This window comes from Schauerella aestuarii (genome assembly GCF_009866805.1).
GTDB lineage: Bacteria > Pseudomonadota > Gammaproteobacteria > Burkholderiales > Burkholderiaceae_B > Schauerella > Schauerella aestuarii.
Map to the genome: position 1 here is coordinate 656,922 of NZ_SIZW01000043.1, position 14,117 is coordinate 671,038.

At 61.2% G+C, this 14,117-nt stretch carries 12 protein-coding genes; 4 read left to right on the forward strand and 8 right to left on the reverse strand.

Features of this window, described 5'->3' with window-relative positions:
* The first annotated feature begins 39 nt into the window (after positions 1–39).
* The 4 genes from EYW45_RS22345 to EYW45_RS22360 all read left to right on the forward strand — a co-directional run bounded on the left by EYW45_RS22345 (position 40) and on the right by EYW45_RS22360 (position 5,420).
* Positions 40–1,320 (forward strand): lytic murein transglycosylase, encoded by a 1,281-nt coding sequence (locus tag EYW45_RS22345; RefSeq protein ID WP_235939181.1) that lies wholly within the window; start codon positions 40–42, stop codon positions 1,318–1,320.
* A gap of 208 nt (positions 1,321–1,528) precedes the next feature.
* On the forward strand, positions 1,529–3,094 hold the full coding sequence (locus tag EYW45_RS22350; RefSeq protein ID WP_328703675.1) for a glucosamine inositolphosphorylceramide transferase family protein: 1,566 nt from the start codon (positions 1,529–1,531) through the stop codon (positions 3,092–3,094).
* A 599-nt stretch (positions 3,095–3,693) separates the two neighbouring features.
* Positions 3,694–4,461: a response regulator transcription factor gene (locus tag EYW45_RS22355; protein WP_161137646.1), complete on the forward strand. Its 768-nt coding sequence runs from the start codon at positions 3,694–3,696 to the stop codon at positions 4,459–4,461.
* Positions 4,462–4,727: 266 nt separating this feature from the next.
* Positions 4,728–5,420: a helix-turn-helix transcriptional regulator gene (locus EYW45_RS22360; protein WP_161137647.1), complete on the forward strand. Its 693-nt coding sequence runs from the start codon at positions 4,728–4,730 to the stop codon at positions 5,418–5,420.
* A gap of 337 nt (positions 5,421–5,757) precedes the next feature.
* Here EYW45_RS22360 and EYW45_RS22365 read toward each other — a convergent pair whose 3' ends face one another.
* Genes EYW45_RS22365 through fcl form a run of 8 tightly spaced genes read right to left on the reverse strand, consistent with a single transcriptional unit; the run spans position 5,758 to position 14,116 of the window.
* A complete protein-coding gene (locus EYW45_RS22365; protein WP_161137648.1) occupies positions 5,758–7,017 on the reverse strand; it encodes a glycosyltransferase WbuB in 1,260 nt (419 codons plus the stop codon).
* Positions 7,014–7,589 carry a putative colanic acid biosynthesis acetyltransferase gene (locus tag EYW45_RS22370; RefSeq protein ID WP_161137649.1) on the reverse strand — a complete coding sequence of 192 codons (576 nt, stop codon included), beginning with the start codon at positions 7,587–7,589 and terminating at the stop codon, positions 7,014–7,016. The genes EYW45_RS22365 and EYW45_RS22370 overlap by 4 nt, the downstream gene beginning before the upstream one ends.
* Before the next feature lie 15 nt (positions 7,590–7,604).
* Positions 7,605–8,498: a glycosyltransferase family 2 protein gene (locus tag EYW45_RS22375; protein ID WP_161137650.1), complete on the reverse strand. Its 894-nt coding sequence runs from the start codon at positions 8,496–8,498 to the stop codon at positions 7,605–7,607.
* Between the two features lie 16 nt (positions 8,499–8,514).
* Positions 8,515–9,642, reverse strand: a complete 1,128-nt coding sequence (locus EYW45_RS22380) for a glycosyltransferase (protein WP_161137651.1) — start codon at positions 9,640–9,642, stop codon at positions 8,515–8,517.
* On the reverse strand, positions 9,635–10,903 hold the full coding sequence (locus EYW45_RS22385) for an O-antigen ligase family protein (RefSeq protein WP_161137652.1): 1,269 nt from the start codon (positions 10,901–10,903) through the stop codon (positions 9,635–9,637). The genes EYW45_RS22380 and EYW45_RS22385 overlap by 8 nt, the downstream gene beginning before the upstream one ends.
* 13 nt (positions 10,904–10,916) lie before the next feature.
* Positions 10,917–11,819, reverse strand: a complete 903-nt coding sequence (locus EYW45_RS22390) for a glycosyltransferase family 2 protein (RefSeq protein ID WP_161137653.1) — start codon at positions 11,817–11,819, stop codon at positions 10,917–10,919.
* Positions 11,820–11,840: 21 nt separating this feature from the next.
* Positions 11,841–13,154 carry an oligosaccharide flippase family protein gene (locus EYW45_RS22395; RefSeq protein ID WP_161137654.1) on the reverse strand — a complete coding sequence of 438 codons (1,314 nt, stop codon included), beginning with the start codon at positions 13,152–13,154 and terminating at the stop codon, positions 11,841–11,843.
* Positions 13,142–14,116, reverse strand: coding sequence for a GDP-L-fucose synthase (gene fcl, locus EYW45_RS22400; RefSeq protein ID WP_161137655.1), 975 nt, complete (start codon positions 14,114–14,116; stop codon positions 13,142–13,144). The genes EYW45_RS22395 and fcl overlap by 13 nt, the downstream gene beginning before the upstream one ends.
* Position 14,117: the final 1 nt, after the last annotated feature.

Here is a 14,117-nt window from a genome sequence, read left to right on the forward strand (position 1 = left end):
GGCAGGGTAGGGGTTTTTCCTCATTCTTTGGGACATTCGATGCCGTCAAACCGGTCACTCAAGCGTGGCGCCACTGCCGCCGGCGCGCTCTCGGTCTTGTTTTCGCTGCTTGCCTCGGCACCCGTACAGGCGCTCGAAGCCGACGCCGATGCGTCCGCCTGCATGGCGCAAATGCGCGGTGCGGCGCCCGCCAACGGGGTGTCGGTGGCCGACTTCGATCGCTATACCGCCAATGCCAAGTTGCTGGCCTCCACGGTATCGGCACGCAAGGGTCAACCTGAAGGACGAGAAACCTGGTGGGATTACCTTGCCAAGACCGTCGATGACGAGCGCGTCGCGCAAGGCCGTGCGGTTCTGGTCAAGACCGGTGCTGATCTGCAGAATATCGCGCGGCGCTATGACGTCGACCCGGAGGTGCTGGTCGCCATCTTCGGTATCGAAACCAACTACGGCAGTCTGCTGGGCAAGACCAATGTGCTGGACGCCTGGGTGACCCGCGCGTGTACGGAAACCAATCCGCTCTGGAAAAAGAACGTGTACGCCTCGGTGCGCCTGCTGCGTGACGGCACGGTGCAAGCGCCCACATTCGTGGGTTCGTGGAGTGGCGCCTTCGGGATGACGCAGTTCATTCCAACCTCATTTTATGAGCTGGCTGCCGATGGTGACGGCGACGGCCGCATCGATCTTTACGGTTCCTTGCCGGACGCCTTGGCGTCGACGGCCAATCACCTGCGCAAGCGGGGCGCGCAATGGACGCATGGATTGCCGGCCGTGACGGAAGTGCGGTTGCCCGCATCGCTGCGCAATACGTTGCCGCAGAACGCCGATGCCGAGGTCATGGCACCTGGCGGTCGTCGGGCCGCCTCAGCCTGGGCGGATGCGGGCGTTACGCTGGCGGATGGCTCGCCATTGGTCGGTGCGCAGCGCCTGCAATTGCCCGGCACGGCGCAAACCTACCTCTTTGTGCCAACCGGTGCCAATGGCCCCGCCTTTATGGCCACCTTCAATTTCGACGCGATTTTGCACTACAACCAATCGAAGCGCTACGCACTTGCTGTAGGCCTCCTCATCAACCGTATCGATGGCGGCACTGCGTTGAAAACGCCTTGGCCAACCGATGACCCTGGGTTGTCGCGCGCAGAAATCAAAGAGGTGCAAACGGTGCTGCAGGCCCGTGGATACGACGTCGGCGTGCCCGATGGAATACCTGGCACCAAGACGCGGGATGCCGTGCGTATGGAGCAGACGGCGGCCGGCGTACCCGCCGATGGCCGAGTCGGAAGAAGTACGTTGACGCTGATGCGCCAGCCTCGGAGGTAGCCCTAAGACGCGTCCCTACCCGTGCCGTTAAATCGGACGCCGTAGCCTGAATGCAGCCTAGATGTGGGAGCGACAACATTGCACTATGCAAGCGTGTGTCAGTCACTACTTCATATTGACGGCAATTGCGGAGGCAAGGTTTCCAATGAAGACACTAACGGTAGGGATTCTGATCGACGGTGAAGATCAGCCAGGCTGGATACGCGATGTGATTGCCTGGGTGCGCGCGCGATCGGACATCGACTGTACCGTTCTGATTGCGCGCGAAAAGCGCAGTGGCGCGCGCTCAGCGCCCAGCCATCCTCGCACATCGATCTTCTATCGCGGGCTCGCCCGGCTGGAATCGAAGTTGCTGGCGGCGCGCGAGCGGGTGTTGATCGACGAGGCGGCGCCGGTGCCGGATTTGCAGGCGCTGTCGCATTATGAGGTTGATACCTCGTGCGATGCCCACGGCGTCATGACGGTATCGGACGCATCGCTGGCCGGATTGTCGCGCGCTGCGCCGCTCGATCTGGTCATTGCGCTCGGGATGCCGGTGCTACGCGGCACGATGGTGCGTTTCGCACCGATGGGACTATGGCAATTGTCCTACGCCGATGTGACGCAAGTGTGCGACCGGCATGCCGGCTTCTGGCAGGTCATGGCGCGGTCCGATCATACGTCCGTCAAATTGTGGCGTATGGGCGGTGCATGCGAAACCGATGCGCTGATCGAGTCGCGCACCTTCAATACCGAGGTGTTCTGGCTCAAGAACCACGTGCGCTCGCTCAGCCTGGGCAACCTGATGCTGTTCGATGCGCTCAACCGGCTGACCCTCACGCCGCACAAGCTCGAGTTGCCCATAACGCTTCAGGGCGAGGCGATCGATCTACGCTCGCGCCCTGACAACTGGCAGAGCGCGGCTTATTTGATGCGGCAAACGGCGCTGATGACTAATCTGATGTGGCTGCGCATGGTCCGAAAGAACGTCACCTGGCGCATCGGCATGTGCGCGGATGCTCCCGCGCAGACGCTTTCCGCACCGGCAGAGGTGCTGACCGCACCGAAGGGCTCCTTTTACGCTGATCCTTTCGCCTACACCCATGACGGCACCCCCTATGTGTTCTTCGAGGATTACGCCTTCTCTGAAGGAAAAGGAAAGATTTCGGCAGCATCCTACATCGATGGCAAGTTCACTTTCCTGGGCGTTGTGCTGGATTTACCCTATCATTTGTCGTTTCCTTACATCTTCGAGCACGACGGCAGCATATTTATGATGCCGGAAACTTGTGGGAATCGTACGATTGAGTTATGGAAGTGCGTCGACTTTCCTTTGAAGTGGGAGCTTGCCTCCACACTTATGAAAGATGTGTCGGCAGTGGATTCGATTATTTTTCCGCGCGATGGGCGATGGTGGTTGCTCACCAATATTGATCGCGCGAATGGTTATAGCCATTCCGATGAGTTGTTTGCGTTTTACGCAGATAGCCCGACGTCTACTTCGTGGACCGCGCATCAGGCCAATCCTGTGGTCCGCAGCCCGTCCCGGGCGCGCAATGCCGGCATCGTCGTCTCGCCCACAGGCGAGCTCACACGTTGTGCCCAGTACCAGGGCTTCTGCCATTACGGCAAGGGTGTGTCACTGAACCGTATCGTGACCCTCACACCCGATGAGTATGTAGAAACGGAAGGGCCGATTCATTACGCCCGACTGGTCAATCGGTCACGGCCGTCCATGCATCATTGCCATCACACAAAGGGAATGACTGTTTTTGATTTCGCATACGTCGAATAGTTGGTTGGTATTTGACCGGCAGTTTAAGCAGTAGATTATCCAAATAAAATAATAAATATATTATCTAGCTGACGGCTTTATCTGAGTCGCAAATCTGCCGGTCTTACTTCGGCCTTACAACTTAATGCAATGCAATAACTTTGTCATAAGTTACAGATTTGGCGGGTGCAATAAGCTGAAATGTCTGTATTTCCAAAGCTTCCCTAGTGTTGCCGTTGCTGCTGCGCCGCACAAAGTTACAAAATATCGTTCTATTTCAAGCGCCTAGAAAGTCGCAATTTTGGATGAGACTAGTCGTCTAATCTCAGCCTAAAGTATTAAAAGAAAGCGCAATAAATCGGCATTTGCCCTTTATTCAGTAATATTGCGTCATGATTTCTGTTTGTGCTTCTAATCCACCATTTGTGTGACGTTGATTTCGCAACAGGCTGCTCCTAACATCCGTCTGGCGTACTCGGAATGATGTTCACCATCCTAATTAGGTTTCAGAAGGTGAACAGGGCGAGACGCAATGTTTACCCGAAGTAGGCAGTATTGATTAGGTACTTGTCTTTAGCTCTTTTGCTCCCGTAAGCCGGGGGCGCAGCAGGGGAATCAACATGGCCAGAATGGTCCTTATCGAAACACACCCACTCCTGAGATTGGGTCTGCGCGAAATTTTGAGCAAGATCGAAGGTGTCTGGGATATCTCGGCGCTGGACATCGATCAGGTAGCGAACCTGCCGGAAAGCGACGTCGGCGTCGAGTTGCTGATCTTCGGTCTGCCGGTGGATACGACGGCGGGTTGGCAGGCACTGAAGGAAGTTCAGCGCACGCTGCAACCGAAGCGCATTCTGTTGCTGACCGAAGCCAACACCTGGCAGATGCCGCCGCAGGGTTTGCCTGATGGCACGGTGCTGGGCTGCCTGATGAAGACGGCCTCGATCGAAGTGCTGGAAGCGGCAATTCGTCTGGTGATGGCGGGCGGTCAGTGCTTTCCGAGCGGCAATGCCATGCCGGTTACTGCGGGCCCCGGCTTCGCAGCAATGAAAGACGAGAGCGCAACCGCTGGCGGCGTACCCGATCTGAAAGGCGCGATGCCCGTGACGGCCGGTGCCCAGTTGCTGAAGATCACGCCGCGCCAATATGAAGTGCTGGTGCTGCTGGCGCGTGGTTACCCGATCAAGACGGTCAGCCGGTTGCTGAACATCTCGGTGGCGACGGCCAAGACGCACGCCTGCACGCTCTATCAGCGCCTGCACGTGAAGAATAAGGGCGAGGCTGTTTACGCTGCGTTGCAACGCGGCGCCACGCTCGATTGGGATCCGGCTCGTCAGGCACCTCCTGCCGTCGATTCGCGTTATGGCCTGGCTCGGCGTCAGGCTTGAGTCTCGGCGGGCCCCATCAGCCCACCTGACTAGGCCATCGCGTCATCCTCTTGAGCGAGAGGAATTCGCGGAGCACGCTGATAGCATGACCTTGGATTCAGTGCTTATTCACGCAACGCAACATGCACCGCGTTTGAGTGAACGAGCATGGGAGTGGGTCCCTCGTAAGGCATGGAAGAAAACATGCCGCACGCGTATCGGACAGAGGCTGTCTGCATCGCGTGTCAACGTGGGCACAAGTGAGTGCGAACGGGGCGTTGCACGGAATGACGATCGTATTGATTGAGGACTACGCGATAGTGCGCGTCGCGCTCAAGCACCTGCTGGATGGGGTGCCGGGGTTTGACGATGTACATGCACTATCTTTTGAACAACTTGCGGCAGTGAAGTCGGATACCGACATTCACGCCGAGCTGTTGTTGTTTGGCGCCGGCGATGCCGATCACGCCACATTGCAGTCGTTTGCGTTGGCAACATCGTTGTTTTCGCCCGATCGCGCCATCATGTTGTATGCCTCGCCCGATCCAGCTTTGCTGGCGGCGTGCGTGCGTGCCGAGTTCCGCGGATTCATACCGCGGTCGTCCACGCCGGAGGCGATTCTGCTCGCCATCAATCTGGTCATGCTGGAAGGCGAGTGCTTTCCCCGGCCGCCGGCGCAAACCGCCTCGGATAACGATGGCCGACCGGTGCTGGCACTGGTGAATGGATCGAACCCGCAGGGCCGGCGCGACGGCTCACGCTCGATGGAAGTGGATGGCATCTCGAGCCGCGCGCTGACACCGCGTCAGCTGGCCATCCTGAAGCTGCTCGCGCAGGGCAACACCATGCGGGAGATTGGCGTTGAGATGGGGATCTCGGTCGCCACGGTGAAGAGCCATGCGCGCACCTTGTACTGGAAGTTGAACGCCCGCAACCAGGCCGAGGCGACCTTCATCGCGATTCATCAAGGGTTGCTGTAAGCACCGCGCGTGCGGTCTGCAGGCGCTTTGGCGCGGGTGCAGATCGTGCGTGGTCGCTTCACCATAGGCACCGGAGCGTTCCATTTCCCTTCGGCAGCAGCCATCCTGCAGTGACCGTCCAACGGCGACGCGCCGACAGCGGTCGCTCAACTGCGACCGTCACCCTCGATCGACTTGTGGCAGTATCCCGCAACGGTGGCGCAATGATTCATCGCGTCCCATAAAAAACGCCGGCGTCGTCATGACGCCGGCGTTTCCTTTGATGCGACCTTGATGCGGCTGTGATGCCTTACAGTGCCATCGGCAACGCCAGCGAATGGCGTCGGCCCGAAGCCTCTCAGCCCCGTCTTACCGCCGCTTGCGCGGGCGCACCCGGCTTGGCGGCGACGCTGTCCAGCAGGGCCTGCTCGAGTCGCGTGAGGACGGCATCGCGATCCAGCGTGGTAACGGCGTAGGTGCGGGCTGCTCGGCCGAGTGTGGCGCGCCGCTGCGGATCGTGCGCCAAGGCACGTACCGCGCGCGCCATCGCGCGGGCATTCTCAGGCGGCGTGATGATGCCGCATTGGGCCACCACCGCAGCGAGCTCGGTGCCGGCGGCGGCGCCGCACACCACCGGTTTGCCGCTGGCCAGCATGCCGGTCAGTTTGGACGGCATGACCAGATCGGCAGCGCCTCGGCGCTGCGGCAGCAAATGAATGTCGGCCGCGTTGAGCAGATCGCCCAGGCGCTCGACGGGTTGCAGATCCAGGAACCGCACATTACGCAGTCCGGCGCAACGCCGTTCGAGCTCCTCGCGGCCCGAACCCTGACCGCAGAACACGAAATCGATGGGCTCATGGCGCAGCAGATAGGCGGCCGTCGCCAAGGTTTCCAGTCCCTGCTTGCCGCCCATGTTGCCGGCGTACATGGCCACACTATGACCGGGCTCGGTGGCCCATTCGGCGCGATAGGGATTCACGCCCTCGGTGGGCTGGATGGCGTGCAGATCGATCCAGTTGGGCAAGCTGAAGAGACGGTCGGCACGCACCCCTTTGGCGGTGGCCAGCGCCAGCATGCGGCTGGATATCGTCGACACGCGGTCGAAGCGGCGCAGCAGCGCGCCTTCGCAAGCCGTCACCATGCGGCGCAGCCAACGGCCTTTCAGCAGTCCCAGCTCGAAGGCCGCATCCACTTCGTAATCCTGAATGTGCAGCCAGGCGCGCGCACCGCTGGCGCGCGCGGCAACCCATGCCGCAGGCGCGCAGAAGAGGGCAGGTGCCACGATCATCACCACGTCGGGTCGGCCGAGTGCCCGCCGAACCAGCGTCGGCAGGCTCGACAGCGCAAACGTGGCCAGGTGAATCAGACGCTTCACGCCGCCGGGTTGCGGCGGCACCCAGATGGGGGCGCGGTGAACCGTCACGCCATCGATCGTTTCCTGCATGTACGCGCCTGCGCGATAGCCGTCCTGAATGCGCCATTGCGGGTAGTAGGGCGGCGGCACGATGACGTCCACGGTGTGTCCGCGCGCCGCCAGCCAGGCCGCCATCTCGGCGGTGTACTTGCCGGTGCCGGTCAGCTCGGGCGCGTAGTTCACGCCATAGATCAGGATCTTCATGCCGCGACAACTCCGGCATCACGCAGCGTGCGTGCGCGGACCGGACGGCACGGCGTGCCGTGGCAAATCATGTTGTCGGGCAAACTCTTGAACACCGAACTGCGGGCGCCGACGACCGTATTGCGGCCGATCGTCACATCGGGCCCCACGAACACATCCGTGGCCACCCACGCGCCGCTGCCGATATCGACGCGGCGTTCGCGGATGGGGAAATCGATCTGCGCGGCGTCATGATCGGCCGCGCACAGATAGCTGCGTTGCGAGACGACGGCATGATCCCCGATCACGATCTGGCCGATGCTGTAGATCACGGCATCGTCGCCGATCCACGAGTAGTCGCCGATCGTGACCTTCCAGGGATAAGTCACGGTGGCGGTGGCGCGGATCAGCACCTTCGTGCCCACCTTCGCGCCGAAGCAACGCAACAGCCAGCGGCGAAAGCCATAGGCAATCTGGGGCGAGCCGCGAAAGAGCGTCGCCTGCACCACCCACCAGAGTTGAACGTAAAGCGCCGAGCGTCCGCGTGACCCGGGAGCCACGCTGAACTGATCGAGCCGTTGCAAGGTATCCATCTGTGGCGCTCCGGATTACTTACCGGCCTGCGCGGCGGGTGTCGCCACGGCAGTCGGGCGAGCCTTGCGCTTCTGACTTTCGGACTCGAACTCGTCGATCTTCAAACCGATCTGCCAGTAGTACAAGCCGCGGGCCACTGCAAAATCGAAGCCCGCCTTGCCGTCCAGAAAACCAAGCTTGAACAGATAGCTGTGCACGAAGGCGGTGGGGCCCTTGAACGGCAGAGCCTGGAACACCTTCTTCATGATGCTGCGCATGCCGACGTTGGCTTCGCGCGGATCGTTGAGCAAGCCCTTCACGCGCAGCTTGGCCTCCCAATCCGAATAGCGGTTGTGCTTGTCGAAGTAGTGATACAGCGAGTCGTGGTCGTTGTGCACCATGCGGCCATTGAGCGCAATCGTGCTGCCGTCCACGGTGGGCTGGTAGTGGCCTTCGACTTCCCACATATTGGCGACGTCCAGGTCGTCATAATCCAGGAAGCGCGAACGCTCGCGATCCAGCAGCACCAGCTTGAACACGCGATGACCGTGGTTGAGCTTTTTGCCGCAGAACACATAGTCGAAGGCGACGAACGCGCCGGCGACCTTGCCGTCGAACTGGGGCACGGCGCGGCGGATATCCTCGGCCAGCTCCGGCGTCATTTCTTCGTCGGCATCCACGTACAGCACCACACGGTGCGAGAAAGGCAGCTGCTCGAGGCACCACTGCTTCTTCTTCGGGTATTGGCCGTTCCAGGCAAAATTGACGACCTTGGCGCCCATCGACGTGGCGATGCTGCAGGTGGCGTCGGTACTGTGAGAGTCGATGACGAAGATCTCGTCGAAATCCTGCAAACCTTGCAGGCATTTGGCGATGTTTCTTTCTTCGTTTTTCGTCATGACGACGACCGAGACAGGAATGCGGGCCATTACGGGATTCTCCGGGTCAGGATGACGGTTTCATTAGCGGACGGAACAGATCGAAGACCGCCACACAGTGCGATTCCAACGAGAAGTCGGCGGCACGTTGCGGGCCGCCGGCGGCCAGTTTGGCGCGAGCGGGGGCGTCATCGATCAATCGACGGAAAGCGGCGGCCATGGCGGCCGGGTCGCTCACTGGCACGAGCACGCCGTAGCGGCCTCGATCCAGAATTTCTCCCGGGCCGGACGGACAGTCCGCCGCGACGATGGGTTTGCCCAAGGCCAGGGCTTCGACGAGGACGTTGCCGAAGCTTTCGCGCTTGGACGGCAGCACGAACAGATCCGCCGATTCGAGATTCGGAAACGGATTGTCGAGATGGCCGAGAAAATTGATTTTCGTTTGCGACGGCTCGCGCGCAATTTGCGCTTCGAGCAGCGCGCGATCGGGGCCGTCGCCGATGATGTCGACGACGACTTCCGGATCGTTCAGGATGGAGACGGCACTGATCAGCGTGGGATAGTCCTTCGCCTCGACCAGGCGGCCCAGCGCCACGATACGAAAGGTGGGTGACACCGGCATCGCTGCGGCCACTTGCACCATCTGGCGCACCAGCTCAAGCGAGATGCCGTTGTAGATGTGATGGCAACGGCCGCGCAGTGCCGGGAACATCGATTCGAGATCGCGGGTCACGCCTTGCGATACGCCGACGATGCGGTCATGGCGCCGATAGCAATACGACAGCAGCGCGCGCTTCAAACCGCCGAAACGCGTGGTGGCGTAATGCGTGCTGGGGCTATTGTGTTCGAAAGCGACGGTGCGGAAGCGGTTGCCCAGCAGCCACTTGATGGGAATGATCATCGCGTTGCACAGCAGACCGTGCGTGCAGACCACCTTGGGTTGCTCGCGCTTGACGGTGCGGTACAAACGCCAGGCCACATAGGGCAGGCGTGCCAGCAGTCCGATCGACGACTCGATCACGCCCAGCGCCTGAACGACCCGGGGGTTGCGCACCGGATAGGCGTCGTCGCGGCCGCGGGCCAGAAAGAGGCCCACCGTGGCGCCGTCCGCCGTGGGCGCATCGACCACGAACGAGACGCAACGTCCCACACCGCCCCGATGCAAGTCGGGCGAGACGAAAAGAATATCAAGCATGATGCGCGATCCTGGTATATGCGGGAGCCGGTTGGGCGGGAGTGGCGCGAGGCCACGTGCGAGCATTGTTCAAGAGCGCCAGGCAGTAAGCCAGGAGAAAGCCGATAAATACCGTTTTGGGGGCATAGGCCAACCCGCCCGACAGCGAGTCGACGAACAGGTAAACCGGGAAGCACGCCAACAGATAACGGCGATGCAGTTCGAGCGTCGGGTTGCCATAGCTTCTGAGGAGCGAGAACATGATCATCAACACGCAGGGCAGCATGATGATGGTGGTGCCCAGAATGCCGAACTTCATCAGGTAGAAGGACCAGGAGTTGTGCGCGAACGTGCTGAGTTCGAAGCCGTTCTCGCCCATCACCCAGCTGCGAAAGCCCGCGCCCTTGCCCACGATCGGGGCTTCGCGGAAAAACTCCATCTGACCCACGTATTCCTGGATCCGCGCGCCGTAGCTGGAGTCGTACTCGAGCTCGCCCACGCTGAAGATCCGCTGGATCAGCACGTCCATGTAGCCGATCGCCCAAAACGCACTCAGTCCCACCGCCAGCGCGGGGCCAAACAGCGCAATGCCCCGGCGCATGGCGTTGACGCGTCCACCCATCAGCATGGCCAGTCCGATCGCCACGATGGCCTGAAGATACTGACTGCGGTTGAGCGAGAACGCCAACGTCATCAACATCAACAGGATCAAGGCGTACGAGGTGCGCGTCTTGATACCGAGTTGCGGGCGGAAGTACAAGAGCGAAACGATCGAGAACGGCAGCACCCAGATGCCCAGGCGAACGTTGCGCACCGGGTTGGACACGCTGAAGCCCAAGGCCTGTTCACCCAGGCCGTACAGCGCCACGAATACCCCGGCCGCCACCAGGTACCACTGCATCATGCGCAGGGCATGCGGCGTATTGATGTCCTTGTAGCAAAGCAGAGGCATCAAAAGGAAATAGAACACCACCCGCAGATCGCGGAAGACGTCGCCGGTTTCGATGCCCGGCTGGTTGCCGGCCATGAATAGGCAATACAACACCGCAAAGCCCGCAAAGGCCAGGATGCCGCCCAATTTGCCGCCAGGCAACTGATAGGCGGACGGCTCGGCCAGGCGAATGAACTTGGCCAGCAGGATGCCGACGAACAGCAAGTCGTACGGCGAGAGCTTGAATGACCCCACGCCGATGATGAACATCTCTTCGTTCAGGCACAGCGCCGTGAACGCTGCCCATCCTAGAAGCGGCAGGGTCGAGTATTTATGATAGATGTTCGGCATGGCGGCATTCGCTTTAGTAAGCATTCCACGTGTCGCGTCCCACCATCTTGGTGAGCAGCTTGTCCATCAGGTAGGGGAAGTCGCCCTGGCGTGCGTGCGCGGCGACTTGCGCGGCGCGGCACGACAGGCGAAAGAACGACCCCATTCCAGGTTCCGACTTCTGGATCCGCTCGACGATCATCGCGCGTTCGCTGCGATGCACGTCGTCGAGCAGCGCCGTCTTCGTTTCGTCGTGCGACGTGTATACGCCGTACGCGCTGGGCACGACTTTGTTGGGGCCTTCCTTCAACAAGCGGCTCCACAGCTCGAGATCCATGCAATAGCGCATGCTCTCGTCGATGCTGCCCAGGCGTTCGAACAGATCGCGGCGGAACAGGGCCGATTGATTGGGGATCGACGCCTTGATGACGGTAAGCTCACGGCGCGTCATGGGCGTGTAGTGCACGCGGCGCAAAACCTTATTGTTGGCATCGGCCACCAGCAGGTTGCCGCTCACGATCGAAGGCCGGCCGTGCGAGGCGGCTTCGCCGAGCTTGAGCAGCGCGCCGGGGTAATACAGATCGTCCGAGTTCTGCCAGCCTACATAATCGCCGGTGGCGCGCGCAAAGCCTTTGTTCAAGGCGTGCGACTGGCCGCGATCCTTGGCGCTTTCCCAGTACGTCAGGTACTTCTCGTAGCGCTTGATGATCTCGACGCTGCCGTCGGTGGAACCACCATCGATGACGATGAACTCCAGGCGCGGATAGTTCTGGTTGAGCACGGAAAGAATCGTGCGCTCCAGAAACTTCGCCTGGTTGTACGACGGTGTGATGATGCTGATTTTGGGAAGCCGACCTGCCGGTACGGGTTTGGCGGGCTTGAGACCGCTGACGAAGTCGACGAGTGTGGCGGTCGTTTCGGCGTGACGCTTGTACATATAAGCCCTCAACATAATTTTTTACCGTAAGCCGGGAGAAACAATCGGAGATGCCATCGGGCGCGTTTCGCGAAACGCCACCCAGATGCCGAGAAGCGTGACCAGTGCATAGAGAATCCGTGCCCAGCCGGCAGCGGGTTCGCCCATCAACGGGACACCAAAAACCAGGACGCCGATCATCACCAGTCCCGCGCCGCCATTGAGCAGTGCGACCACGCGCGCATTGCCCAGACCGAGCAGCGAGAAGTGCGACGCCACGTTCAACGACAACAGGCCCGACGCGACGATCAGCAGTTGGAAGGTATGCAAGTGCGCCGTGGCGTCTTCACCGGCCAGCATCCGCAGGAGCGGTCCGGCGAAGGCCAGGCCGAGCACAGTGCCGATCGCGGAAAGTGCAAAGTTGACCAGCACCATCTTGCGGATTTCACGGCCCGGGGCCACGCCTTCCTTGCTTTGCGACAGCAGACGGCTCACGCGCGGCATCGCTTTCTGGAAGAGGGCGACGCATACCGTATGGATGATCTGACCGACTTGCGCCCCGACGGTGTAGATGGCCAGCACGGCCGGCCCCAAAAGGCTACCCACCAGCACACGATCGACCGAGCCAAACGCCAACGCGCTCAGGCTGTTGAGCCACGACCAGCGGGAAAAGCGGAAGGCCGTGCCCATCGCAGGCTTGTCGTAGTGCGGCAGGATGACGCTGCGGCCATGTTGACGTGCAAACAGGTGCATCTTGAGCAGCCCGGTGCACAGCAAGCCCGCCGCCTGCGCCAGCGCCGTCAAGGCCGGTGACTTCGTCATGAATGCCACCGTGACCGAAATCGCCAGTGCCGCGATGCGCCCGCCGCCCTCGCAGAGCGCCGTGGCTGAAAAATGCTCGCTGCCCTTGAGGCAGCCGCTGAATAATTGATCGACCTGCTGACCCAGATACACCGCCAGGGCAGGCAGTGCCAACGCGGCGATCGGCAACCCGCCGAACGTCACATGCGGCCAGAACAACAGAATGGCAAGCCAGGCGATGACGGCGCCGATCGCCACCACGCCCAGCGCCAGGGACACCAGCGCCACGCTGACGGACGCACCGCGCACGGCGCCGCCTTCTTCGTGCACGCGTTCAGACACCAGTTTCGTGGCGGTGATTGCCGCCCCGAGATTGGCGACGTTGCCGAAGCCGGCCAGCGCCAACACCATGGCGAACTGGCCGTAGCCCACCGTGCCCAGCTGCCCGAAGAGCAACGGCACGGCAGCCAACGCCGTCAGCGGACCGACACCGTACTCCACCAGGCCCCAGAATGACGCATTGCCCTTGAGGGCGCGCCGGATCAAACCAGGCATTGCGCTTGATCCACGGTGGGGGCCGCGCCATGTACCCGGCCGGCCAGGTAGTGCGCATAGGTTTGTGCGATGCCGTCACGCAGACCGGTCTGCGCCTGCCAGCCCAATCCCTGCATGCGCGAGGAGTCGAGCAGCTTGCGCGGCGTGCCGTCAGGCTTGGTCGCGTCATACACGATCTCGCCGTCGTAACCCACCACTTCGCCGATGATCGTGGCGAGATCCGCAATGGTGATATCGCTACCGGCGCCGACGTTATAGACGCCGGCTGCGGCGTCCGATTCGGCCAGCGTCACGCAGGCGCTTGCCAGATCGTCCACATACAGGAACTCGCGCAACGGCTTGCCGCTGCCCCACAACGTGACCGTGGGGCTATTGGCTTCGCGCGCTTCGTGAAACTTGCGAATCAAGGCCGGCAGCACATGACTGTTATTCAAGTCGTAGCTGTCGTTCTCTCCGTAGAGGTTCGTCGGCATGGCGCAGATGTAGCGCGCGCCATGCTGGCGGGCATACGCTTCGCACAGTTTCAGCCCGGCGATCTTGGCGATCGCGTAGGCTTCATTGGTCGGTTCGAGCGGACCCGTCAACAACGCATCTTCATGCATCGGCTGTTCGGCGTGCTTCGGATAGATGCACGACGATCCCAGAAACACCAGGCGCTCCACCCCGGCAGCATGCGCCGCCTGGATGACGTTGGCCTCGATCATCAGGTTGTCGTAGAGAAAATCGGCCGGATAGGTATCGTTGGCGAGAATGCCGCCTACTTTGGCGGCTGCCAGGTAGACCACGCCGATATTCTCCGTCTCGAAGAACGCCTTGACCTGTGCCTGATCGATCAGATCGAGCTCGGTACGCGACCGAGTCACGATGTGCTCATATCCGCGCCGGCGCAATTCGCGCACGATGGCGGAACCCGCCATCCCGCGATGGCCGGCGACGAAGACGCGCTGTGACGTGAGGCTCATG

Coding starts and splice junctions, on each gene's coding strand:
- EYW45_RS22385 (WP_161137652.1), bottom strand. CDS start 10,903: ATGCCGAACATCTATCATAAATACTCGACCCTGCCGCTTCTAGGATGG.
- EYW45_RS22395 (WP_161137654.1), bottom strand. CDS start 13,154: ATGCCTGGTTTGATCCGGCGCGCCCTCAAGGGCAATGCGTCATTCTGG.
- EYW45_RS22380 (WP_161137651.1), bottom strand. CDS start 9,642: ATGCTTGATATTCTTTTCGTCTCGCCCGACTTGCATCGGGGCGGTGTG.
- EYW45_RS22365 (WP_161137648.1), bottom strand. CDS start 7,017: ATGAAGATCCTGATCTATGGCGTGAACTACGCGCCCGAGCTGACCGGC.
- EYW45_RS22390 (WP_161137653.1), bottom strand. CDS start 11,819: ATGTACAAGCGTCACGCCGAAACGACCGCCACACTCGTCGACTTCGTC.
- EYW45_RS22355 (WP_161137646.1), top strand. CDS start 3,694: ATGGCCAGAATGGTCCTTATCGAAACACACCCACTCCTGAGATTGGGT.
- fcl (WP_161137655.1), bottom strand. CDS start 14,116: ATGAGCCTCACGTCACAGCGCGTCTTCGTCGCCGGCCATCGCGGGATG.
- EYW45_RS22370 (WP_161137649.1), bottom strand. CDS start 7,589: ATGGATACCTTGCAACGGCTCGATCAGTTCAGCGTGGCTCCCGGGTCA.
- EYW45_RS22360 (WP_161137647.1), top strand. CDS start 4,728: ATGACGATCGTATTGATTGAGGACTACGCGATAGTGCGCGTCGCGCTC.
- EYW45_RS22345 (WP_235939181.1), top strand. CDS start 40: ATGCCGTCAAACCGGTCACTCAAGCGTGGCGCCACTGCCGCCGGCGCG.
- EYW45_RS22375 (WP_161137650.1), bottom strand. CDS start 8,498: ATGGCCCGCATTCCTGTCTCGGTCGTCGTCATGACGAAAAACGAAGAA.